The organism is Blastococcus sp. SYSU DS0753, from assembly GCF_054051175.1.
Genome location: NZ_JBJHAT010000006.1, coordinates 1 through 20,119 on the forward strand (window position 1 = coordinate 1; position 20,119 = coordinate 20,119).

Sequence of the window (20,119 nt, forward strand, 5' to 3'; positions counted from 1 at the left end):
ACGTGGGGGGCGGCGGGGCGCCGTTCGTGAAACGCCACGGCGTCGTCGATCGACCGGAGGATGGAGACGTGCTGGTGGCCCGCGGGCAACGAGCGGACGCGGGAACCCGTGGCGACGACCAGGCCGTCGTAGGGGATCTCGGCGCCACCGTCGAGGACCACCGAGCAGAGGTCGGCGCGGAGTTCGACGGCACGTCGGCCGAGGAGCAGGGTCACGCCCTGGTCCTCGTACCACCTGGGCTCGCGGAGCAGCGCCGGCTCCGGCCGGTACCGCAGCGCCTCCTTCGACAGGGGCGGCCGGTCGTAGGGCAGACGCGGCTCGGCGCCGACGAGCGCGATCTCGCCCTGGAACCCGTCATCGCGCAGCCGCTCGATGGCGTGCACCGCGGCCAGCGAGGCACCCACCAGGACGACCCTGTTCATGCGCACACCTCTCGGACCGACCCACCTAGGCCACTCGGGACGACCCTAGGACAACGCCACTACCCGGGTTCGGAACGGGGTGGTGTCGCTGGCGCGGCGGCACGAGGAGGCGCGGGAGGGGTTACATCGCATCGACGTCGACGACACAGTTCGGAAACCGAAAGGGATGAAGATCACCCCCGTGATCCGGATCCGGTGGCGGGCGACGTTACAGTGCGGTGCATCACATCGCTCGTCGTCCGCCAGCTCTGCCGTGCACTCGGTCTGCAGACGCGGCGACGAGCGGACGGGCTTGAGGACCTGAGGGGTGCGCGAGGGTGTCCAGGGCACGGGTAGAGCAGGAACGTCACCGATTCGCCGGCGCGCTGCAGGCCGCGCTGACGAAGGAGGACGTCGCCGAGGCGTACCTCGGGTCCGTCGGCCGGGTGATCGAGGCCCAAGGCCTGGGGCTGTACGAGCTCGATCCCGAGCGCGGAGCCGTCGTGGACGTCCGCGCCACCGTGGACGGCGAAGTCCTCGAGCACTACGAGGAGTTCGGCCGCGCGGACGACCCGGTACTGCGCTTCGTCGCCCTGCAGCGCCGGCCCATCGATTCCTCCCGGGTCACGAGCCGGAAGGAGTGGGACGGCTGCGGGGCTCGGCATGCGCTGGGGCTCGGAGGCTTCGGGCACTCCCTCGAGGCCCCGGTCATGGTCTCCGGTGTCATGCTCGGCACGATCAACTTCGCCCGCCCAGTGCACCAGCCTGCCTTCAGCGACACGGACCTGGTTTCTGCCCGCCTGGTCAGCGAGCAGCTCGGGCTCGCGACCGAGCGCGCGCTGCGGTTCGAGCTGGCCGGGCACCGGACGAACGCGCTGGAGCACGCGCTCGACCGGCTGCCGCAGGCGGTGGTCGTCACCGACCTCGACGCGAACGTGATCTACCAGAACCGGACGGCGCGCAACGACCTCGGGCTCTGGGACGCCCCCGTCCCTGTGTCCGACCCCGTCCGGTCGTGCATCGAGCAGGCCATGACCGAGTTCCGGGCCGAGGGGAAGCGGGTGTCCACCAGGAGCATCCGCGAGGCCGCGACGGGCAAGCAGTCGATCGTCAAGTCCTACCGGCTGTCCGAGCGCGAGCGGACGGCCGTCACGGTCGTCTTCCCGTGCCCCGACGAGAAGACGGCGAAGCAGCTGCCGGCGTGGGACGTGCTCACCAAGCGTGAGCAGGAGATCGCCCAGCTGGTCAGCGAGGGGCTCACGACGAAGCAGATCGCGGCCAAGGCGTTCATCAGCGAGAACACCGTCAAGCAGCACCTCAAGCGAGTTTTCGCCAAGACCGACGTCAGCAACCGGGCCGAGCTCGTCCAGCTGATCTGGACGGCGAGCAACGCCTCCTGAGGGGGCTCAGGCAGGAATCTGGCCGGGCCGCCCGACCCGGGTGCCCAGCACCAGCTGACCCACAGCCAGCAGCAGCACGTACACCAGCAGGTGCTGTCCGGGGCCGAACAGCTCCCGGATCCCTCCGGCCACGAGCAGACCGAGCGCCACGCCCCCGTAGGCGGAAGCCTGCGCCATGGAGGACAGCCGGCTCGCGGTCCGGTCACCCCCGGCACGGAGGCTGATCAGCGACAACGCGACCACCATGGAGGCGCCGAGGGCGAGCCCGCTCAGGGCTACCCAGACGACGACCAGCCCCGGCGCCAGCAGCATCCCGGCCATCGCGACGACGATCCCGACCGGGACCAGGGCAGCGGTGATCCGCTGGTCGCCCCGGATCGTGAGCACGCGTGGCACCGCCAGGTTGCTGATGATCCCCACCACGAGGAAGACCGAGAGGTGGAATCCCGCGGCACCCGGGCGGACACCCATGTCCTGTTCGACCGTGGGCAGCCAGCTGAGCAGGACGTAGAACGCCGTCGACTGCAGGCCGAAGTAGCCGGCCACCTGCCAGGCCAGGGGCGACCGCCACATCGAGACGGCGCCCAGGGCGGGGGCAGGGAGGTCCCTCTGCTGCGGGGGAGGCGGCCCGGCGGTGCGGACCCGCGGCAGCCAGACGAGGAGGCCGACGACGATCGAGCCGCCCCAGACCGCGAGCGCCGTCCGCCAGGACCCGGTGGCCTCGGCCACCGGCACCGCGAGCCCCGACGCCGCCCCGGCCACCATGCTCTGCACCGCGATGTAGTAGCCGGTGATCCTCGGGACCAGTGTGGGGAAGTCACGCCGCGTGACCACCGGGAGCAGCACGTTGCCCACCGCGACGGCTGCGCCGATGACCACCGTGCCGAGCAGCAGCGTCCATGCGGGCGCAGGCTCGGGGAGCGAGCGGATCACGGTCCCCGCGCCGAGCACGAGCATCGATCCGAAGAGGGTCCGGTCGACGCCGAAGCGCGATGCCAGCGCGTGCACCAGCGGTGACACCACCGCGAACGCCGCGACCGGGGCGGCCGCCAGGACGCCGAGCTGCACCGGCGACATCACGGTGTCCTCACCGATGAACGGCAGGACCGGTCCGACCGCCGAGATGAGGGCCCGGAGATTGATGGCCACCGCGAGGACACCGACCAGCAGCAGCGCGTAGGACGGGATTGCCGCCCGCTGCCCGTGGCTCACCTCGCGTCCGATCCCAGGAAGCGCGTCACGGGCCAGGCCTCACTCTCGTCGGCGACGTGGTGGCCCCGGGTGGCCGAGCGATGCCGGGGAGGTGACCGGACGCGCGGTCGTCAGTGCAAGCCCGGGTCCGGGATCGTGGCGGCATCGAGGATCACCTCGGCGAGGACGGGGCCACACCCCGGGCGAACCAGCTCCTCGAGCCGCCGGAAGTCCGACCACCCCTCGATCCGCACGGCGGTTCCCCCGAGCGAGGAGGCCACCGTGGTGAAGGCCGGCCAGTCGAACGTGGTGAGCTTGGGATCGAGCTGCTGATCGACGAATCGGTAGTACTCGGCACCGTAGGCGCTGTCGTTCAGCAGGATCACGACGACGTCCAGACCGTTGCGCACGGCGGTGTTGAACTCGGCGAGGCCACCCAGCATGAAACCGCCGTCCCCGGCGACGACCAGCGCCGGGACCTCGGGCCGGCCGACAGCTGCACCGATGCCGTAGCCGACGCTCATGCCGATGTGCCCCACGTTGAGGCAGTGCGCGTAGTCCCACGGATGGTCGACGTCGAGGATCCGCAGCGCCTCGTGGGAGAAGCGCCCGCCGTCGATGGTGAGGGTGCGGCGTCGCGGCAGGATCTCGTTGACCCGGTGCAGAACGCCGGTGAGCGTGAGCGGGCCGTCGGCCTGCACCGCACCGCGGTCCTCCTCGTGCCAGGCGGCGATGCGCCGGGCGAGGTCGTCACTGCGGAAGCCTGCGGCCGGCGCCTCTGCCTCCTCGACGAGGGCGAGCAGGCCGCGCGCGGTCGTCGAGACGTCGCCGGCGATCGCCACGTCGACCGGGAAGTAGCGCCCCAGGGCCGCGGGGTCGGTGTCGACCTGGACGACGCGCTTGCCGTCGAGCAGTTCACCCTTCAGCGTCGTGAGGGCGCTGAGGGCGGCACCGAAGACCACGAGGCAGTCGGCCCGGGCGATCACCTCGGAGGCCACGGGGTGGGAGAGCGTCCCGACGACGCCGATGTTGCACGGATCGTCGGCGAACAGGCCCTTGCCGCGGAGCGTGGTGGCCACCGGCGCTCCGATGCGCACCGCGAGCTCGCGGAGGGCGTCCGCGGCTCCGAGGCCGCCGGCGCCGCGGCCGCCGATGACGAGCGGACGACTGGAGCCGATGATCACGCCGGCCGCGTCCTCGAGATCCTCGGGCGCCGGCGTCAGCACCCCCGTCGTCAGCCGACCCCGACGAGCGGCGCGGGGCTCGGCCGGCGCCTGCTGGAAGTCGGCCGGCACTTCGAGGACGACCGGACGACGCTCGAACACGGCCTGGCTCACCGCGGCCGCCAGGTCCTCGGCCGCGGTGTGCACCGAGCGGACCTGCCGGTAGCCGGCCCCCGTGGGGACGACCACCTCCCGCTGCGGGATGTTCTGCAGGTGGAAGGCCTCGCTGCGCGTCGTGTCGCCGGCCACGACGACCAGCGGATAGTGCCCGCGGGCCGCATCGAACAGTGCACTCACGCAGTTGGCGATCGCGCCGTGGGTGACGGTGGCGACGCCGACGCGACCGGTGACGGCGGCGTACCCGGCCGCCATGAGGACCGCACCGCCCTCGTTCGCCGCCGCGACGAACCTGCCCCCCTCGTTGCGGTGGAACGAGTCGACGACGTACATGTTCGCGTCGCCCATCACGCCGAACATGACCTCGACGTCCAGGCCGGCCAGTGCCTGGGCGAGGACGTCGTTGAAGCGCTTGACCATCTCTCAGCCTCCGCTGTCGCGTGGGTCGGACCTGTGAGCGCGACCGGAGGACCGGCAGGTCATGGCCGCCGTCCTCCGTCCGTGTTGAGAACGGCCGCGGTCACGATGCCCGCCGCAGCCCGGTCCGCGAGGTAGAGGTACGCACCGGCGTGGTCCTCGGGACGCGGAGCGACCCCGAGCAGGGTCCCTGCGGCGATGCGCTCGTCACGGCCCTCGACGCGGTCGGCCGTCTGGGTCTGACCCAGCGCGGACAGTCCGCCGAAGCGCGTGCCGGTCGTTCCTCCGGGCGCCACCCCGTTGACCCGCACCTCGGGCGCGAGATCGGCCGCGAGGTGCGCGACGACCCCGCGCAGCGCCCACTTGGAACTCCCGTAGAGCACTCCCCCGCCGACCGGGTGGAAGGCCGACTCCGACAGGGTCAAGGTGACCGAGCCGCGCGCACGCTGCAGCGCCGGCAGGGCGGCGTGGACCGCCGACAGCGTGCCCAGGACGTTGACGCGGAACACCTCGTCGGCGGCGGCGAGCAGCTCCGCCGCCGACAGGGTGCGCAGGCTCGCGTAGTAGTCGAACACCCCCACGCAGCTGGTGAGGTTGTCCAGCCCCTCGGCGGCGGACGCCCGCTCCACGGCTTCGGCGAGGCGATCGGGATCGGTCGCGTCGCCCACCATCACGTCGAGCGCCGGTCCGCCGAGCTCGGCCAGCTCCCGGGCGTGGCCGGCGGAGCGTTCCAGGACAGTGACCGACGCTCCCTCGGCCGCATAGCGCAGCGCCACGGCACGACCGATGCCCGACCCGCCACCGGTCAGGAGGATCCGCTGCCCGTCGAGGCGCCCGGTCACTGCCCGGGGTTTCGCGCGATCAGCTGGCTGATGAGCTCCGGCTCCTGGTAGCTGAGGCAGTCCAGCGCCACCGCGTCGAGCATGACCCTGCTGCCCCGCCGGGGGGACCAGATGTCCAGTCGCATGCCGTTGCGGGTCTCCACCTTGCGGATCACCACGTCCGCGAACTCGTTGGCGATGACGATCGGGCCGTCATTGCCCCCGTCGACGGGGTACTCGGAAACCTCGCCGATCTCCGGACGCTCCACGCCAGGGTCGTTCTGCTCCGCCACGATGTCGCCTTCCTGTCGGGATAGCTGCTCAGATGAAGATGGACATGTTGTGCGCGTTGATCAGCGACTGGTCCAGGGCCGCCCACCGGCGCGCGAGCTCCCACCAGTCCGCCGTGCGCCGGACCGTGTCCTTGCGGAAGAGCGAGTAGAGGCTCGGGTTCGGGTCGTCGCCGCGGCTGCGGTAGATGAAGACGTTGGACGACACGAGGAACTCGTCGGCCTTCTCCGTCCGGTCCACCACCACGTTGGTCACGAAGTGACGCGTGCGGGACGGCGGCTGCTCGGCCCACGCGAAGTCGGTCTCGAGGCGTCGCACCCGCACCTCGAGGGTGCCCTTCGTGTCGTCGAAGATCCGGGACGTCGGCGCCAGCTCCCAGTCCGCAAGCCCCTCACGGGTCACGCGGACCGGCACCTCGTAACGGATGTCGTCGGCCAGGAACTCCAGCCAGTCGCGGAAACGCCGCTCGTCGAGTGCGAGCGCCTCCCGGTAGAGGAACTCGGTGATGTCGAGGACCGTCTCGCGATCCACCCGCGGCTGCTGCGTCGCCGTCACGACCCGACCTCCCCCACCAGGTAGTCGCCCCACCGGCTCCAGAGGTTCCTGAAGTTGGTGTCGTTGACGTAGGGCTTGACCACGTGGCCGGGGCCGGGGAACTCCGGGTCCCGCTCGCTGTCCATGCCCATGATGTAGGGGAAGTCGACGTCCTTGACCAGCGTCGACTTCGCCGACCGCGTGACCTTCGTCCAGTTCTCGAAGTCGTCCTGCTCGAAGGTGCCGGCCTGGCCGAAGGCCAGGGTGTACGCCTTGTACGCCTCGTCCTTGTAGGCCTGGGATGCGCCCTTGGGGACGAGACACCACGAGTACATCTCCATCCGCCCCGGCCCGATCGGGTGGTATAGCCGCATGGTCACGAACCGGACACCCGGCTCACCGGGCACCAGGCTGAAGGGCTGCATCAGGAAGGAGAGGTTCGGGAAGACCGTCCCCACCGCGGTCCGGACCTTCGAGAAGACCTCGATCTGCGCCGGGGACAGCGTCCGCCTCATCTCCGCGGCCAGTTCCTCGGGGAACCCGCCGAACGGGGGGAAGGTGGGGCTGTGGCCGAGCCCGATGCCGTGCCCGCGGCCCGGGATGCTGGCCGCCCACCCCTGGCTGTGCGTCGACCCCGATGACGGGAAGTACCCGAGGTTGAAGCCGAACTGGTGGGCGACTGGGGTGTGGTAACCGTCTCCGGCGAAGTTCTCGGCGCAGATCTTCCAGTCGGTGTCGGCGACCCAGTGGTCCGGCGGGCCGTGCACCTCGCTGCCCGCCTCGCCTTGCTTGAGGTACAGATCGAGGTAGAACTGGAACCCGTCCAGGTACTCCTCCAGGCTCGGCGCGCCCGGATCGAGGCAGCCGAAGACCAACCCGGCGTAGGTGTCGACGCGGACCCGCACCAATGGCCAGTCCTTGCGCTTGAGCCGACCCTGGTAGCCCTCCTTCATGTAGGGCACGCCGACCAGTTCCCCGGAGTTCTTGTAGGTCCACCCGTGGTAGGAGCAACGGAAGTGGGAGGCGTTGCCCATCTCCGACTTGCACATGACGTTGCCGCGGTGGCGGCACATGTTCAGGTTGGCGTGGATCTGCCCGTGCTCGTCCCGCGCGACGATGATGTTGTTGTTCCCGATGTACCGCGTGACGTAGTCACCAGGTGCCGGGATCTCCGACTCGTGCGCGAGGAAGCACCACGCACGTGAGAACAGGCGCTGCTGCTCGAGGTCGTAGATCTGCTGGTCGTTGAAGGCCCTCGCCGGGAACCGGCCCTCGCCGATCCCCTTGCGGATGTCCTGCAGCGATGCCTCGATGTCGCCGTTGACCGCCCAAGCCGTCACGACTACACCTGCTCGGTCTTCTTGCGCGGGCCGAACTTCTTCTCGATCTCCGCGGAGATCTGCTTGTACCGGTCGACGTGCTCGATCGTCGACGTCACGTGCTGCTCCGGCACGAGGTCCTCGGTGTACGGCGGACGGCACTTGCCGACGTTGATGTAGCCGGCCTCGTTGATGCGGATCTTCTCCAGCGGGATGTTGTACTTCGCGAACTCCATGAAGTCCTGCCCGACGAGGAACGGCTCGTGCGCCCAGCGAAGACGCTCGGTCAGCCAGCGGGCGTCCTCGGTGCGGCCCTGCTGCAGCGCGTCCCGCAACTCCAGGACCGGGCCCGGACCCATGGCCGTGGTGGAGGACCACGCCATCCCGACGAGCTCCTCGCCGTACATCTCCCACGCAGGGAACCAGTCGGTCTCGATCGGCATCAGCGGGAAGCTCGTCCCGGTGTGCGCCATGTCGTTGTGGTACCGGAAGCCCACCGAGGCACCGCCGGCGTACTTCACCGCGACCACCTGCGGCAGCTCGATCAGCGTCTTGTAGACCGAGCGCGGGATGATGCCGCGGAAGGCGGCGGTGTTGTCGTAGACGACGATGGCCATCTCCGGGACGGCGGTCGCGACGTCGCGGTAGAAGCGCTCCATGACCGGCGCCACCATCTCCCCCCACATCGGCCGGCCCAGCAGCGTGCCGGTGATGCCGAGGTCGGCGAGGAACTGCATCCGGCTGACGGTGTCGCGGGTGTTGAGCGTCGTGGTGCCGATGAACACGGGGAAGTCCGGGTTCACGTCGCGGACCGTCTCGGCCACGCAGCCGGCGAAGGCCTTCCACTCCTCGAAGGTGAGGGTCGCCATCTCACCGAGGGTGCCGTTCAGCGCGATGGCGTCGACGCCGTCGGCGATGAGCGCACGGATCATCCGCTCGGTCTCCTGCAGGTCGACGGTGTCCACCGCGTCGACCCGCTCGGCGCCCGGAAGCGCCGGGGTGGGCGGGTAGGCCATCACGCCACGCATGTCACGGCCGGTCACCTTGGGCAGCTTGCTCATCTGGTCTCCTCTGACTGGCGCAGCCGACGCTGCGCAGACGGTGTGCGGTGGTGCTCGTCTGGTGGATGGATGGGTCAGAGCCGCGCGGCCGCGACCGCGGTGCCGGTCAGCCACTCGGGCACCGGCTCGTAGGCGAGGACCTCGAACGGCGTGCCGGCGGCCCCTGCGGCCACCAGCCATGTGCGGATCTCGTGGGCTCCGTTGCCGGCCCTGTCGATCTCGTCCTGGGAGTAGTCGGTGAGCCGCTCGCGGTCACCGGACTCCAGGCGGGCGAGGAAGTCCCGGTCGAACTCGGTGTTGATGTCCCCGGACTCGGGAAGGCCGACCCAGTGGGAGAGACCGCCGGTGCCGATGACCACGACCCGCTGCGCGGCGGTCTGGGCCTCGACCGCCCGCCGGATCATGACGCCGAAGTCGTAGCACCGCTTGGGCGTGGGCCACGGCGGGTTGACACCGTTGACGATGACGGGGACGAGGGGATACTTCGACTCCGGGTCCAGGAGCTTGAGCGGGACGCAGAAGTTCTCGTCGAAGTCCAGGCCTCCCTCCACCAGCGACGGGTCGAACTCCGACGCGAGCGCGAAGTCGTAGAGATGACGGCCCAGCTCGGCGTCGCCGGGGTACTGGTGCTGCTCCACCCGGAGGAAGGCGCCCATCTCGGCGGTCACCGGCCCCAGGTAGGAGTCGCCGGTCGCGATGGCGAACGCCGGCAGGTTGCCGAGGTGGAAGTTGGTGAAGTGCTCCACCGAGACGGCGACCACCGCGTCCGGCTGCAGGGCGTCGAGCCGGCGGCGCGCCTCCGCGTACGCCTGCTCCACGACCTCGCGCTGGCCGGGCTGGGCCCTTTCCGGCCAGCCGGTGATCCCCGGCGAGTGGGAAGCCATGAAGGCGCCGACCACCGTGCCCGTCTTCGACATCTCAGCTCACCTCTCCTCGGATGCGCGCGTAGTACTCGGCGCGGTCGACCTGCAGCTGGATGGCGCAGAAGTAGAGGAGGTAGGGGTTGATGCCCCGCTCGTACAACGCCTTGAAGTCCAGCGCCTTCATGGACTGCCGCCACTCGCCCTCGATGCCGTACTCGTCCAGCACCACATCGGGGTCCGCGAGGTACCGCTCCTTCAGCGCTCCGTCGCGGCGGATGTCCCACAACAGCTTGTGCAGGCTGTACACGCCCTCACCTCTCCGTGTGCTGTCGGTGCGTCGTCGGTCGCCGCTCTGACCTGGCGGCACCGGAATCTCCCGACCGGATGACTCGACCCTAGGGACGGTGGGGAGCCGCTCGTACTACCCGTCCGGGTCCATTCGGCGGTGGGGTGACCCCCTGTTCTCGCGGGGGTTCCGGCGGGAGCCACCCCACCGCCGGCGGGTCTCAGATCTTGTGCGCGAACCAGTCCGAGAGCCGCGACGTGGCGACGGTGAAGTAGTCGTAGCTGCAGTGCAGCGACCCGGCCCCGTCGTAGATGTCCACCGTGACGTCATCGGTCGTGAGCGCCTCGACGAAGCGGTGAGCACCCTTGATGTCCATGATGATGTCGCGGGTGCCGTGCATGACGTAGACGGGGATCCGGAGCTTGTCCGCGACGCCGTCGAGCGTGAACTCGGCCAGCTTCTTCCGGGCCTCCGCGTCGTCCTTCGAGCCGCTGAGCCACTGCAGCTGCTCCTGGAGCGGCGGGTAGAACTCGTAGAAGTCGGTGAGGATGCTCCACGTCCCGCACCACGCGGCTACAGCCTTCACCCGGGGCTCGAACGCGGCCGCACGCGGCGCGTAGTAGCCGCCGAAGCTCACGCCAGCGAGGCCGAACCGGTCGGCGTCCACGTCGGAGCGCTGCTCGAGGAAGTCGAAGATGGCCTTGACCGGCACCTCGTAGTCGGGCCGGCTGTACATCTCCTTGAACCGCAGGCTGCTCCCCCGGCCGGGCGTGTCGACCATGACCACGTTCATGCCGCGGGCCGGGAACTCGGTGCCGCCCAGGAAGTAGAGCTCCTCGGCCCAGGAGTCGGCGCCACCGAGGAAGAGCACGGTCGGGCGGGCCTGGCCGGAGTTGTCCGGCCGGACGATGTAGCCCTCCATGGTCTTGCCCTCGAAGGGCACCTCGATCTGCTCGATGAGACCGTCGCTCAGCGACGCCGCCTGCCGGAAGTTGCCCCGGCCGTTGTTGTAGGCCTCGGCCCGGCGCGGGTCGTGCGAGCGCAGGAAGAACTCCGAGTGGCGGTAGTAGCTGCACGAGCGGAAGAGCGCGCGCCGCGCCGTGGTGATGTCGCCCCGCTCGAGGGCGGCGCGGCCCTGCGCGGCAACCTCCTCGGCCGTCCGGTTCCACTCGCGGTACCAGACCTCGCCGTCGGTGGTCGTGTCCCCGATGCGGGCCGCGGTGCGGGCGCACTCGAACAGGTCCGCACCCCCGACCGCGACCTGCGCGAGGAGCCGCATGGTCTGCAGCGACCAGTCCTCGTCCTGGGGGAAGAGCTCGATGATCGACAGCGCGTCTTCGTTCGACACGGACGTCGTCTCGGTCATGGACTACACCTCCTGTACGCCTGGCTGGATTCCAGGACTTCTCGTGGCTGGGCTTCTCGTGGGCCTGGTGGCGGTGCCGCCGGTGATCCGGTCGGCGACCTCCGCCCACGGAGTGCGGCTGCGGATCGCTTCGCGGTACTCCGCGAGGCGCCGTGGCGTGGCCACGCAGACGGCCCCCCGGAGGACGCCGCCTCTCCCGTAGAGCGCGACCAGGGCGTTGGGCTTGGGTTCCTCGAGGACGATGTCGTCACCGGCGTCGGCCCGGCCGACGAAGCGGATCTTGGCCTCGTGCTGGTCGCTCCAGAAGTACGGCACCGCCCGGTAGTCCTCCCGCTCGCCGAGCAGGGTCCCCGCGGCGTGGCGTCCCTGCTCCACGGCGTTGGTCCAGTGCTCGACGCGCATGTCCTCGCCGAACAGGGAGTTGTGCCACTGCGCGACGTCGCCGGCTGCGACGACCCGGGGCATCCCCGTGCTCAGGTCCGGCGCGCACCGGACGCCGTTCGCCAGCGCGAGGCCGCTGCCGGCCAGCCAGTCGGTCTGCGGAACGGCCCCGACCCCGGCCAGGACGACGTCGGCGGAGAGCGTCGGCCCCTCGGCGAACTCCACGGTGAAACCGCCGCGGGCCGGGGTGATCTGCCGGAGGGCGACGGCGCACCGCACATCGACCCCGTTGCGTTCGTGCAGCCGGCGGATCCACTCACCGACCTGAGGCCCGAATGCGCGGTTCAGCGGCGTCGCCGCGGTCTCGACCACGGTGACGTCGACGCCGAGCTGCCGAGCGGTCGCCGCGACCTCCAGTCCGATGAACCCGGCGCCGACGACGACGAGGTGCCGACCCGGCACGAGGTCCGCCCGGAGCCGCCGGCTGTCCTCCCAGGTCCGGAGGCGGTGGATGCGGGACGGCTCACCGCACGGGACGGGGAGCTCGCGCGCCGCGGATCCGGTCGCGATGACCAGCCCGTCGAACCCGAGCTCGCTGCCACCGTCGAGCTGGAGCGACCGGCTCGACCCGTCCATCGACAGGACGCGGCGCCCCAGTCGCAGACCGATGCCCCGTTCGTCGTACCAGGACTCCGGGTGCAGCGGCAGCTCGCCGTCGGCGCTCGCGTCGAGCAGGGCCTTCTTCGACAGGGGTGGCTTGTCGTACGGGAGCCCCGCCTCCCCGTCGACCACGGTGATGTCCCCGTCGAACCCCCGGTCGCGCAGCCCCTCGGCCGCACTCACGCCGGCGAGCGAGGCGCCGACGATCGCGATACGTCTCACTCGGGGACGCTCTCGACGGTGATCGCGTGGGCCGGGCAGCCCCGCGCCGAGGCGTCCGCCTTCGCGCGGAGCTCGTCACCCGGCATCTCCTGGCGGAGAACGGCGATGTCCTCGTCCTCGTCGAAGTCCCAGATCTCCGGCGCTTCGATGAGGCAGTTGGCGTATCCCTGGCACTTGGTGCGGTCGAAGACCATCCGATAGCCCATGGGTGGGTCCTCCGAACTCGAGAGGTGGCGTGGACGGGCGGCTCAGTGGCCGGCGGCGCTCAGGTGCGGCATGTCGGGGGTCACCGACGCCAGACGTGCCGCGCGGGGGGTGTTCCGGCTGGTCAGGTTGCGCAGCTCGCCTCCGGTGACCACCGCGGTGATGCCGGGGATGTCACCCACCGCGAGGGCCCCGAGCGCGTCGTCGCGGGTGGAGCCCCACGGGGCGTCGAGGACGACCAGGTCGGCAGCCCGCCCGACCTCGATGAACCCGGCCGGCAGGTCCCACACCCGCGCGTTGTTCCCCGTGGCGGCGGCCCAGATCATCGCCGGGTCCAGGCCCGAGAACGAGGACAGCTCCGCGACCGTCTTGATGACCCCGAGGGGCATCACGCCGGTACCGGTCGGCGTGTCCGAACCGATCACCACCCGCGCGAACTGCCCGTCATCGACGGCCTTGCGCAGGATCCGCAGGGACGACTGGAGGTTGCCCGCCTGCACCAGCTGGAGCGCCATCGAGGTCTCCTCGATGATGCGGTCCACGCCCGCGGCGGGCAGAGAGGTGGGCCCGCCGTTGATGTGCCCGCAGACGTCGGGCGCCAGGTGCAGCAGGTGGTCGGGCGTGATCGGCTTGCTGCCGGGGATGCTGGCACCGCCCGAGTGGCACATGACCGTGATGCCGTGCGCCTGCGCGCCGCGCACCTGGTCGTAACCGTCGGCCGGGTCCTCGTAGAGGCCGAAACCGAACTTGGCGAGGCGGACACCGGCCGCCTGGAGCTCGGCGAAGTCGCTGTCCCGCAGCGTCGGCTCGAGCACCACGGCGCCCGCATGGACCGTCATCCCGCCCGGGTGGAAGTTCTCGAAGCAGGTCCTGGCCGCGATCGCGAGCGCCTTGACCCCCGCCGCGCTGTGCGGGCGACCCTGCGCGTGGATCTCCCCGGGGGAGACCACGCTGGTGATCCCTCCGTGCACGTAGCTGGCGAGGAAGTCCACCGTCTTCTGGCGCGGGGTGTAGTCGCCGAGCACGACGTGGCAGTGGGAGTCGATGAGTCCTGGCGCGATGGTCGCGCCGTTCGCGTCGACGACGACGTCGGACGACGCCACCTCGCTCGCCAGGTCCTGGCGCCGACCGATGTGGGCGATCTTCCCGCCGCGGCTGATGACCGTGTCGACGCCGTCGAGCACCGGGGCCTGGAAGTCGCCGGAGACGACGGTGCCGGCCCCGACGACGGCGATGTCGCCGTTCACTGGGCGGCCCCGCGCCGGGCCTCGTCGACGGTCATCCCGCCGACCCGCGCGTTGATCCGGCCCCGGTTGGCGACGGCCGCGATCACGACGATCTCGTCCGGGTGCGGAGCGTCCGGGATGCGCACCTCGAGGGCGTCGTAGTGGCTGCGCACCCAGATCTCGTCCTTGTAGGCCAGGGGGACGTCGATGACCGCACCGGCGGTGGCCGCCTTGGTGACCGAGGTGATCCAGGCCCTGCCCCCGCCGATGGCGCTTCGGAAGGCGTCCCCGAACACCGACGTCACCGCCGCGTTGACGTGCTCCTGCTCGCCGTCGGTGCCGACCAGCCCGGCCTTCCCGTAGCTCTCGACGGGGTCGCCCAGCAGCCGGGCAGCCTCCTCGCCCAGCATGGTCCCGATGAACCCGGAGGACTCGACCAGCTCGCTGAGGTCCTCGACGTAGCCCTTGCCGGCGTAGGGGTTCTCCATCACGGCGCAAACGGCTACCCGGCGCAGCGGACCACGTTCGTCGGCTCGACCAGCAGCCGAGTGCACGACCTCCACCTGCGAGAAGACCTTGCGGACGGCGGGTTGAGTACTGGCCACGGTCTCTCCTTCGCTAGCGAACAAACGGCCACGTCAAGGGCCGACCAGGACACTAGGTTTGGCGAGAGCCCGGCTTGTCCCCCGGTTGGGTCAAATCGTGCGCTCGGCCGAGAGGCTCCGGATGCGCGATCTAGGTTGGTAGTGGAAGACCGCTATGCCCTCTGCCCCGCACGGTTCTCCGCACACCGGCCGCGGCAGGAACTTCCTCTTTCGGCGATCGCGGTTCGGCACGTCGGCGCCATCGCCGACCAGGACCATCATTCCGTGGACGACGCACATCTACTGGAGCAGGACGTGAAGCTGAAGGTCGGCTATTTCGTCGGAAGCCTTTCGAGCCAGTCGATCAACCGAAGACTGGCCACGGCGTTGATCCGGCTCGCACCGAGCGATCTGTTGCTGGTGGAGGTCCCGATCGGGCGCTTACCCCTGTACAACCGAGACCTCGATCGGGACTTCCCACCGGAGGCTCGTGAGCTGAAGCGAGCCGTGGAGTCCGTCGATGGACTGCTCTTCGTCACCCCTGAATACAACCGATCCATCCCGGGGGCGTTGAAGAACGCCATCGACTGGGGCAGCAGGCCGTGGGGCGACAACTCTTTCGCGCGCAAGCCCTCGGCAATGATCGGCGCTTCGCCCGGGGCGATCGGAACCGCCGTGGCGCAGCAATCGCTCAAGAGCATCCTCAGCTACTGCAATTCGCCACAATTCAACGCGACCGAGGCGTACATCCAGTTCCGACCGGAGCTCTTCAGCGACGACGGCGAAGTCCTGGACGACAGCACCCGAGTCTTCCTATCGACATTCATGGCCGAGTTCCGCGACTTCGTCGTCCGCGTGCGGACGGTCCTTCCCCAGGAGTGACCCGGTCGTAGCGCTCGGCTCGCGGCCGCGCCGCGACGACGGCCAGAGGCCAGAGCACGGCCAGGACCAGGCCCACGGCCGCGTAGGTCCAGTCCAGTCCGATGCCGGCGGCCACCAGTCCGATGACGAGCGCCCCGCTCGCAGTCCCACCGTCGAACGACGCGTTCCACATGGCGCTGGCGGCCGTCGTCCCGCCCTCGCCGGCGCGCCGGAACGCGGCCAGCAGAGTGAGGTTCTGCACGGCGCCGAAGCCGGCGCCGCAGATGCCTGCCCCCATCAGGACCCACGCCGGGCCACTGCCCAGGCCGAGTGCGGTGACCAGCATCCCGGCTGCCGCAGTCCCCAACGACAGCGGCAGCAGCATCCGGCTGTGCATCCGATCGGCCAGCAGGCCCGCTCCCCAGCGCGTGACCGCTGCGGTGAGCCCGAAGACGAGCAACGCGACGGTCGCCAGCACCCCGTCCGGGAGTTCGATGGGCAGGAAGGTGACCAGACCACCCCCGGCCATGGTGACCACGAACAGCACGACCGACGGCGCCAAGGCCGCCCGGGCTGCCGCGAAACCCGTTCCTGCCGGTCCCGGTGGTGCTTCCGGCCCGATCGACCGGACGAGCATCGGTACGAACAGCACCCCCAACACCGGTGCCGCCGACAACCACGCCAACCACCCGATGTGCCCATTCAGGACCAGCGCCACCCCGGCCGGGATGGCGACGAGGTTCGGGATCGCGATCGCCAGCCCGTAGACACCCACGGACTCCCCGCGCCGCTCCGGCGGGGCCACGCGCGTCGCGGACGTCGCCCCGAGCACGGTCAGGACGGCGAACCCGGCGCCCCGCACGGCGGAGATCGCGGAGATCCAGAGCACGCTGTCGTCGAACACGTACAGGGGCGCGGGGAGCCCCATCGCCAGCAGACCGGCGACCAGCACCGACCCGGTGCCGAACCTCGCCGTCAGGGCCGGGACGACCGTCTGCGTGAGGATGGTGACCAGCAGGAAGACCGCGGTGACCACACCGGCGGAACCCTCCGTGGCGCCACCGGCGACCGCGTAGCTCGGGAGGGACGCCAGGGTGAGGCAGTAGCTGACGAAGCCCAGCAGCGTGACACCTATCAGGCCCTGCATCCCCCGTCCGCGCCACAAGGCCGTCCGCGCCCCCGCGAGTCCATGCACCGCTCGAGCATGACCTGGGAGACGCGGCCGCCCGCGCCCGGGTAGGCAGGAGGTCATGCCGCTGCTGACCGTGGGCCACGGATCCGACGACCGCACCGCGCTGGCGGCCCGGCTCGGCGGCGCGGGCGTGGAGCTGCTCGTCGACGTGCGCCGGTTCCCCGGCAGCCGCACCAACCCCGACGTGCGGCAGGAGGCCCTGGCGGAGTGGCTGCCCGCGGCGGGGATCGGCTACCGCTGGGAGGAGCGCCTCGGCGGACGTCGCCGGCTGCCGCCCGGCGAGCCGGTCGCCGACGACTGGTGGACGGTCGCGCAGTTCGCCGCCTACGCGGCCCACACCCGCACGCCGGACTTCGCCGCCGCGATGGACGAGGTCCTGGCCGCAGCCGCCGACCGCACGGTGGCGGTCATGTGCAGCGAGTTCGTGTGGTGGCGCTGCCACCGGCGGCTGGTCGCCGACGTCGCCGTCCTCGCCCGGTCGACGCCGGTGCATCACCTCATGCCCGACGGCCGGCAGAGTCCGCACCGCCCCTCCGACGGCGCGGTCCTCGGCAACGACGGCCGCGTCCACTGGCCCGCCGCCCGCGATGTTGATCAGGTGACCTGATCGTTAGGGGTCCTGGCTCAGCGTCGACCGTGAGCCAGGACCCCACGAGGTGAGCCAGGACGGCGACTGTCCACAGGCTGCCCCGTTCCCGGCCCAGCGACCTCGCGGAATGGTGAGACTCCCCCGGTGCACCCGCTGCTGCAGTGCCGCGCGGACCGGCGTCTCGGAGTCTTCACGAGCCAGGAGGCGTTGGCGGCCGGCTACTCAGTCGATGACATCAAGACGGAGCTGCGCACCCGCCGGTGGACGCGGCTGCGCAAGGGCGTCTACGTCGAGTCCGCACGCCGGGGATCGGCGGACGCTGACGACCGCCATCTCATGGCAGGCATCGCCGTCCTGATGAGCCTCGCGCCCGGCCCGGTGCTCAGTCACGCGTCGGCCGCTCGCCGTCACGGGCTGCTCGTGCCTGCGTCCGCGGGTGGAGACGTGCGGGTCACCGCGGTCGACCAGTGGCGCGCCGGCCGGGGGTACCGCGTCGCCCGGGCCAGGCTCCCCGAGGCGGACGTCGTCCCCTGGATCGAGCCGTTCGCGACCACCTCCGTCCCCCGGACGCTGGTCGACTGCGGTCGGGAGTGGTCCCTGGTGGACACGGTGATCGCTCTGGACGCCGCTCTGCACAAGGGCCGCGTCCTCCGTTCGGAGTTGCAGCTCGCCGTGCACTCCGCCCGGCACCGGACCGGGGCTTCCCAGGCGGCCCGGGCGGTCGGTCTCAGCGACGGACGGGCGGAGTCGCCCCTGGAGAGCGAAGGCCGGCTCGCGCTGCTGGCCGCCGGGCTCCCCCGACCCGAACTGCAGGTCGATCTGCACGACGAGCGCGGGTTCATCGCCCGCATCGACGCCTGGTACGAGGAGGCGGCCGTGGCGATCGAGTTCGACGGCCAGGTGAAGTACAGCGATCCGTACGGGGGCCGATCACCGCACGACGTCCTCTGGGAGGAGAAACGCCGGGAGGACCGCGTCCGCCGCCTCGACGTCCGCGTGGTGCGCATCGCCAAGGCCGACCTGGGCGCTCCTTGGCCGCGGGTGACCGCCGACCTGCGGCGGATACTGGCGACGCCGCCCGCGAGGCCGCGGCGCTTCACCGTCGTCCGTCGTCCGGAGCCGGGGTCGGAGCTCGACGTCGCCTGAGCCCGCTGTCCTGGCTCACCGTATGGGGTCCTGGCTCACGGTCGACGCTGAGCCAGGACCCCTGACGATCAGGTCACCTGATCAACATGCACGGGTCAGCCCATGTACGGGTAGCGGTGGTCGGTCGGGGGCGCGAACGTCTCCTTGATCGACCGGCTGCTGGTCCAGCGCATGAGGTTCTGCTTGGCACCCGCCTTGTCGTTGGTGCCCGACGCCCGCCCCCCGCCGAAGGGCTGCTGCCCGACGACGGCGCCGGTGGGCTTGTCGTTGACGTAGAAGTTGCCCGCCGCGTGCCGCAGGAACTTCTGCGCGTGCGCGATCGCCACCCGGTCCTGCGCGATGACCGCACCGGTGAGCGCGTAGGGCGCGACCGACTCCATCTGGGTCAGCACGGCGTCGTAGTCGGCGTCGTCGTAGACGTGCACCGCCAGCACCGGCCCGAAGTACTCGGTGGTGAACACCTCGTGGCCCGGGTCGGTGCCCTCGATGATCGTCGGCCGGACGAAGAAGCCCTCGGCGTCGTCGGCGGTGCCCCCGGCCACGATCGACAGCGCCGGGTCGTCGTCCACCCGGTCCAGCACGTCGGAGAGCTTCGAGAACGACTTCCGGTCGATGACCGCGCCCATGAAGTTCGAGAAGTCGGTGACGTCGCCCATCGGCAGCGATTCGGTGGTGGCCACGAGGTCGTCCTTCAGCCGCGCCCACACCGAGCGGGGCACGTAGGCCCGGGACGCCGCCGAGCACTTCTGCCCCTGGTACTCGAACGCGCCGCGGACCAGCGCGGTGCGCAGCACGTCGACGTCGGCCGACGGGTGGGCGACGACGAAGTCCTTGCCCCCGGTCTCCCCCACGATCCGCGGGTAGCCGCGGTAGCCCGCGATGTTCTCCCCGACCGTGCGCCACAGGTGCTGGAACACCGGCGTCGACCCGGTGAAGTGGATGCCGGCGAGGTCGCGGTCGGCCAGGGCGACCTCGGAGACGGCGACCCCGTCGCCGGGCAGCATGTTGATCACACCCGGCGGGAGGCCGGCCTCCTCCAGCAAACGCATGAGGAAGTGCGCGGCGAACTGCTGCGTGGGCGCGGGCTTCCACACCACGGTGCTGCCCATGAGCGCGGGCGCCGTCGGCAGGTTCCCGGCGATCGCGGTGAAGTTGAACGGCGTGATCGCGTAGACGAAGCCCTCGAGCGGACGGTGGTCGGTGCGGTTCCAGACGCCGGGTGAGGACTTCGGCTGCTCGGCGAGGATCTCGCGGGCGAAGTGCACGTTGAAGCGCCAGAAGTCGATGAGCTCGCACGCGCTGTCGATCTCGGCCTGCTGCGCCGTCTTGCTCTGACCCAGCATCGTGGCGGCGTTCAGCGTCTGCCGCCACGGCCCGGCCAGCAGGTCGGCGGCGCGCAGGAAGACCGCCGCGCGGTCGTCGAAGGAGAGGTCCTGCCAGGTCGGCGCGGCCTCCTTGGCGCAGCGGATCGCGTCCTGCGCGTCGGCGTGCGTGCTGTGCGCGGACGTGCCCAGCACGGCGGCGTGCCGGTGCGGCTGCACGACGTCGAACCGGTTGCCGCCCGCCATGCGTTGCCGGCCGCCGATGGTGCCGGTCAGCTCCACCGGGGCGCTCGCCAGCTCGGCGAGGCGCCGCTGCAGCTCGTCGCGCTCGGGCGTGCCGGGGGCGTAGGTGAGCACTGGCTCGTTGTGCGGAGGGGGGACCTGGGTGACGGCGTCCATGGGGACCTCTCGGGGTTCTGGATCGGGTGGCCGGCGAACGGGT

Annotated in this window: 21 protein-coding genes; 4 read left to right on the forward strand and 17 right to left on the reverse strand. The window is 70.8% G+C overall.

All coding sequences use genetic code 11. The annotated features are described in order from the left end of the window. A partial coding sequence (locus ACI799_RS07040; protein ID WP_456612723.1) for an FAD-dependent oxidoreductase occupies nt 1-422 on the reverse strand: 422 nt, incomplete at its 3' end. 317 nt (nt 423-739) lie between these two features. Here ACI799_RS07040 and ACI799_RS07045 point away from each other — a divergent pair. Beyond that, nucleotides 740-1,801, forward strand: coding sequence for a LuxR C-terminal-related transcriptional regulator (locus ACI799_RS07045; protein ID WP_456598985.1), 1,062 nt, complete (start codon nt 740-742; stop codon nt 1,799-1,801). Nucleotides 1,802-1,807: 6 nt separating this feature from the next. Here ACI799_RS07045 and ACI799_RS07050 read toward each other — a convergent pair whose 3' ends face one another. The 14 genes from ACI799_RS07050 to ACI799_RS07115 form a co-directional block, all read right to left on the reverse strand. Further along, on the reverse strand, nt 1,808-3,013 hold the full coding sequence (locus ACI799_RS07050; RefSeq protein WP_456612724.1) for an MFS transporter: 1,206 nt from the start codon (nt 3,011-3,013) through the stop codon (nt 1,808-1,810). Nucleotides 3,014-3,123: 110 nt separating this feature from the next. Next, nucleotides 3,124-4,752, reverse strand: a complete 1,629-nt coding sequence (locus tag ACI799_RS07055) for a thiamine pyrophosphate-binding protein (RefSeq protein ID WP_456612725.1) — start codon at nt 4,750-4,752, stop codon at nt 3,124-3,126. 59 nt (nt 4,753-4,811) lie between these two features. Next, on the reverse strand, nt 4,812-5,591 hold the full coding sequence (locus ACI799_RS07060) for an SDR family NAD(P)-dependent oxidoreductase (RefSeq protein ID WP_456596703.1): 780 nt from the start codon (nt 5,589-5,591) through the stop codon (nt 4,812-4,814). Next, nucleotides 5,588-5,839 (reverse strand): hypothetical protein, encoded by a 252-nt coding sequence (locus ACI799_RS07065; RefSeq protein WP_456612726.1) that lies wholly within the window; start codon nt 5,837-5,839, stop codon nt 5,588-5,590. Before ACI799_RS07065 ends, ACI799_RS07060 begins: the two co-directional genes overlap by 4 nt. Before the next feature lie 52 nt (nt 5,840-5,891). Next, on the reverse strand, nt 5,892-6,416 hold the full coding sequence (locus ACI799_RS07070; protein WP_456596705.1) for a 3-phenylpropionate/cinnamic acid dioxygenase subunit beta: 525 nt from the start codon (nt 6,414-6,416) through the stop codon (nt 5,892-5,894). After that, on the reverse strand, nt 6,413-7,735 hold the full coding sequence (locus ACI799_RS07075) for an aromatic ring-hydroxylating oxygenase subunit alpha (RefSeq protein WP_456596706.1): 1,323 nt from the start codon (nt 7,733-7,735) through the stop codon (nt 6,413-6,415). Before ACI799_RS07075 ends, ACI799_RS07070 begins: the two co-directional genes overlap by 4 nt. Nucleotides 7,736-7,737: 2 nt before the next feature. After that, nucleotides 7,738-8,775 (reverse strand): dihydrodipicolinate synthase family protein, encoded by a 1,038-nt coding sequence (locus ACI799_RS07080; protein ID WP_456596707.1) that lies wholly within the window; start codon nt 8,773-8,775, stop codon nt 7,738-7,740. 74 nt (nt 8,776-8,849) lie between these two features. Next, complete coding sequence (locus tag ACI799_RS07085) at nt 8,850-9,692, reverse strand: DODA-type extradiol aromatic ring-opening family dioxygenase (protein WP_456598981.1); 843 nt, start codon at nt 9,690-9,692, stop codon at nt 8,850-8,852. 1 nt (nt 9,693) lies between these two features. Next, the gene (locus ACI799_RS07090) at nt 9,694-9,945 is read right to left on the reverse strand and encodes a hypothetical protein (RefSeq protein ID WP_456596709.1); all 252 of its coding nucleotides are present in this window, start codon (nt 9,943-9,945) and stop codon (nt 9,694-9,696) included. Between the two features lie 199 nt (nt 9,946-10,144). Further along, on the reverse strand, nt 10,145-11,290 hold the full coding sequence (locus tag ACI799_RS07095) for an alpha/beta hydrolase family protein (RefSeq protein WP_456596710.1): 1,146 nt from the start codon (nt 11,288-11,290) through the stop codon (nt 10,145-10,147). Nucleotides 11,291-11,293: 3 nt separating this feature from the next. Beyond that, nucleotides 11,294-12,553, reverse strand: a complete 1,260-nt coding sequence (locus ACI799_RS07100) for an NAD(P)/FAD-dependent oxidoreductase (RefSeq protein ID WP_456612727.1) — start codon at nt 12,551-12,553, stop codon at nt 11,294-11,296. After that, nucleotides 12,550-12,759: a ferredoxin gene (locus ACI799_RS07105; protein ID WP_456596712.1), complete on the reverse strand. Its 210-nt coding sequence runs from the start codon at nt 12,757-12,759 to the stop codon at nt 12,550-12,552. Before ACI799_RS07105 ends, ACI799_RS07100 begins: the two co-directional genes overlap by 4 nt. Nucleotides 12,760-12,801: 42 nt before the next feature. Beyond that, nucleotides 12,802-14,004 carry an amidohydrolase family protein gene (locus tag ACI799_RS07110; RefSeq protein WP_456596713.1) on the reverse strand — a complete coding sequence of 401 codons (1,203 nt, stop codon included), beginning with the start codon at nt 14,002-14,004 and terminating at the stop codon, nt 12,802-12,804. Next, nucleotides 14,001-14,588 carry an amino acid synthesis family protein gene (locus ACI799_RS07115; protein WP_456612728.1) on the reverse strand — a complete coding sequence of 196 codons (588 nt, stop codon included), beginning with the start codon at nt 14,586-14,588 and terminating at the stop codon, nt 14,001-14,003. Before ACI799_RS07115 ends, ACI799_RS07110 begins: the two co-directional genes overlap by 4 nt. A 141-nt stretch (nt 14,589-14,729) precedes the next feature. Here ACI799_RS07115 and ACI799_RS07120 point away from each other — a divergent pair, with 141 nt between their 5' ends. Then, nucleotides 14,730-15,449, forward strand: a complete 720-nt coding sequence (locus ACI799_RS07120) for an NADPH-dependent FMN reductase (RefSeq protein ID WP_456612729.1) — start codon at nt 14,730-14,732, stop codon at nt 15,447-15,449. On the opposite strand, the gene ACI799_RS07125 is transcribed toward ACI799_RS07120, so the two are convergent. Beyond that, nucleotides 15,391-16,575 (reverse strand): MFS transporter, encoded by a 1,185-nt coding sequence (locus ACI799_RS07125; protein ID WP_456612730.1) that lies wholly within the window; start codon nt 16,573-16,575, stop codon nt 15,391-15,393. The genes ACI799_RS07120 and ACI799_RS07125 overlap by 59 nt on opposite strands. Before the next feature lie 103 nt (nt 16,576-16,678). Between ACI799_RS07125 and ACI799_RS07130 the strand changes: the two genes are divergently transcribed. Beyond that, a complete protein-coding gene (locus ACI799_RS07130) occupies nt 16,679-17,227 on the forward strand; it encodes a DUF488 domain-containing protein (RefSeq protein ID WP_456612731.1) in 549 nt (182 codons plus the stop codon). Between the two features lie 126 nt (nt 17,228-17,353). Continuing rightward, on the forward strand, nt 17,354-18,355 hold the full coding sequence (locus tag ACI799_RS07135) for a hypothetical protein (protein ID WP_456612732.1): 1,002 nt from the start codon (nt 17,354-17,356) through the stop codon (nt 18,353-18,355). Between the two features lie 95 nt (nt 18,356-18,450). On the opposite strand, the gene pruA is transcribed toward ACI799_RS07135, so the two are convergent. Next, the gene (gene pruA, locus ACI799_RS07140; protein WP_456612733.1) at nt 18,451-20,076 is read right to left on the reverse strand and encodes an L-glutamate gamma-semialdehyde dehydrogenase; all 1,626 of its coding nucleotides are present in this window, start codon (nt 20,074-20,076) and stop codon (nt 18,451-18,453) included. Between the last annotated feature and the right edge of the window lie 43 nt (nt 20,077-20,119).

Excerpts from the sequence above, each read along its gene's own strand:
- ACI799_RS07055 (WP_456612725.1), bottom strand. The coding sequence starts at position 4,752 with ATGGTCAAGCGCTTCAACGACGTCCTCGCCCAGGCACTGGCCGGCCTG.
- ACI799_RS07080 (WP_456596707.1), bottom strand. The coding sequence starts at position 8,775 with ATGAGCAAGCTGCCCAAGGTGACCGGCCGTGACATGCGTGGCGTGATG.
- ACI799_RS07085 (WP_456598981.1), bottom strand. The coding sequence starts at position 9,692 with ATGTCGAAGACGGGCACGGTGGTCGGCGCCTTCATGGCTTCCCACTCG.
- ACI799_RS07095 (WP_456596710.1), bottom strand. The coding sequence starts at position 11,290 with ATGACCGAGACGACGTCCGTGTCGAACGAAGACGCGCTGTCGATCATC.
- ACI799_RS07105 (WP_456596712.1), bottom strand. The coding sequence starts at position 12,759 with ATGGGCTATCGGATGGTCTTCGACCGCACCAAGTGCCAGGGATACGCC.
- ACI799_RS07125 (WP_456612730.1), bottom strand. The coding sequence starts at position 16,575 with ATGCAGGGCCTGATAGGTGTCACGCTGCTGGGCTTCGTCAGCTACTGC.
- ACI799_RS07130 (WP_456612731.1), top strand. The coding sequence starts at position 16,679 with ATGCCGCTGCTGACCGTGGGCCACGGATCCGACGACCGCACCGCGCTG.
- pruA (WP_456612733.1), bottom strand. The coding sequence starts at position 20,076 with ATGGACGCCGTCACCCAGGTCCCCCCTCCGCACAACGAGCCAGTGCTC.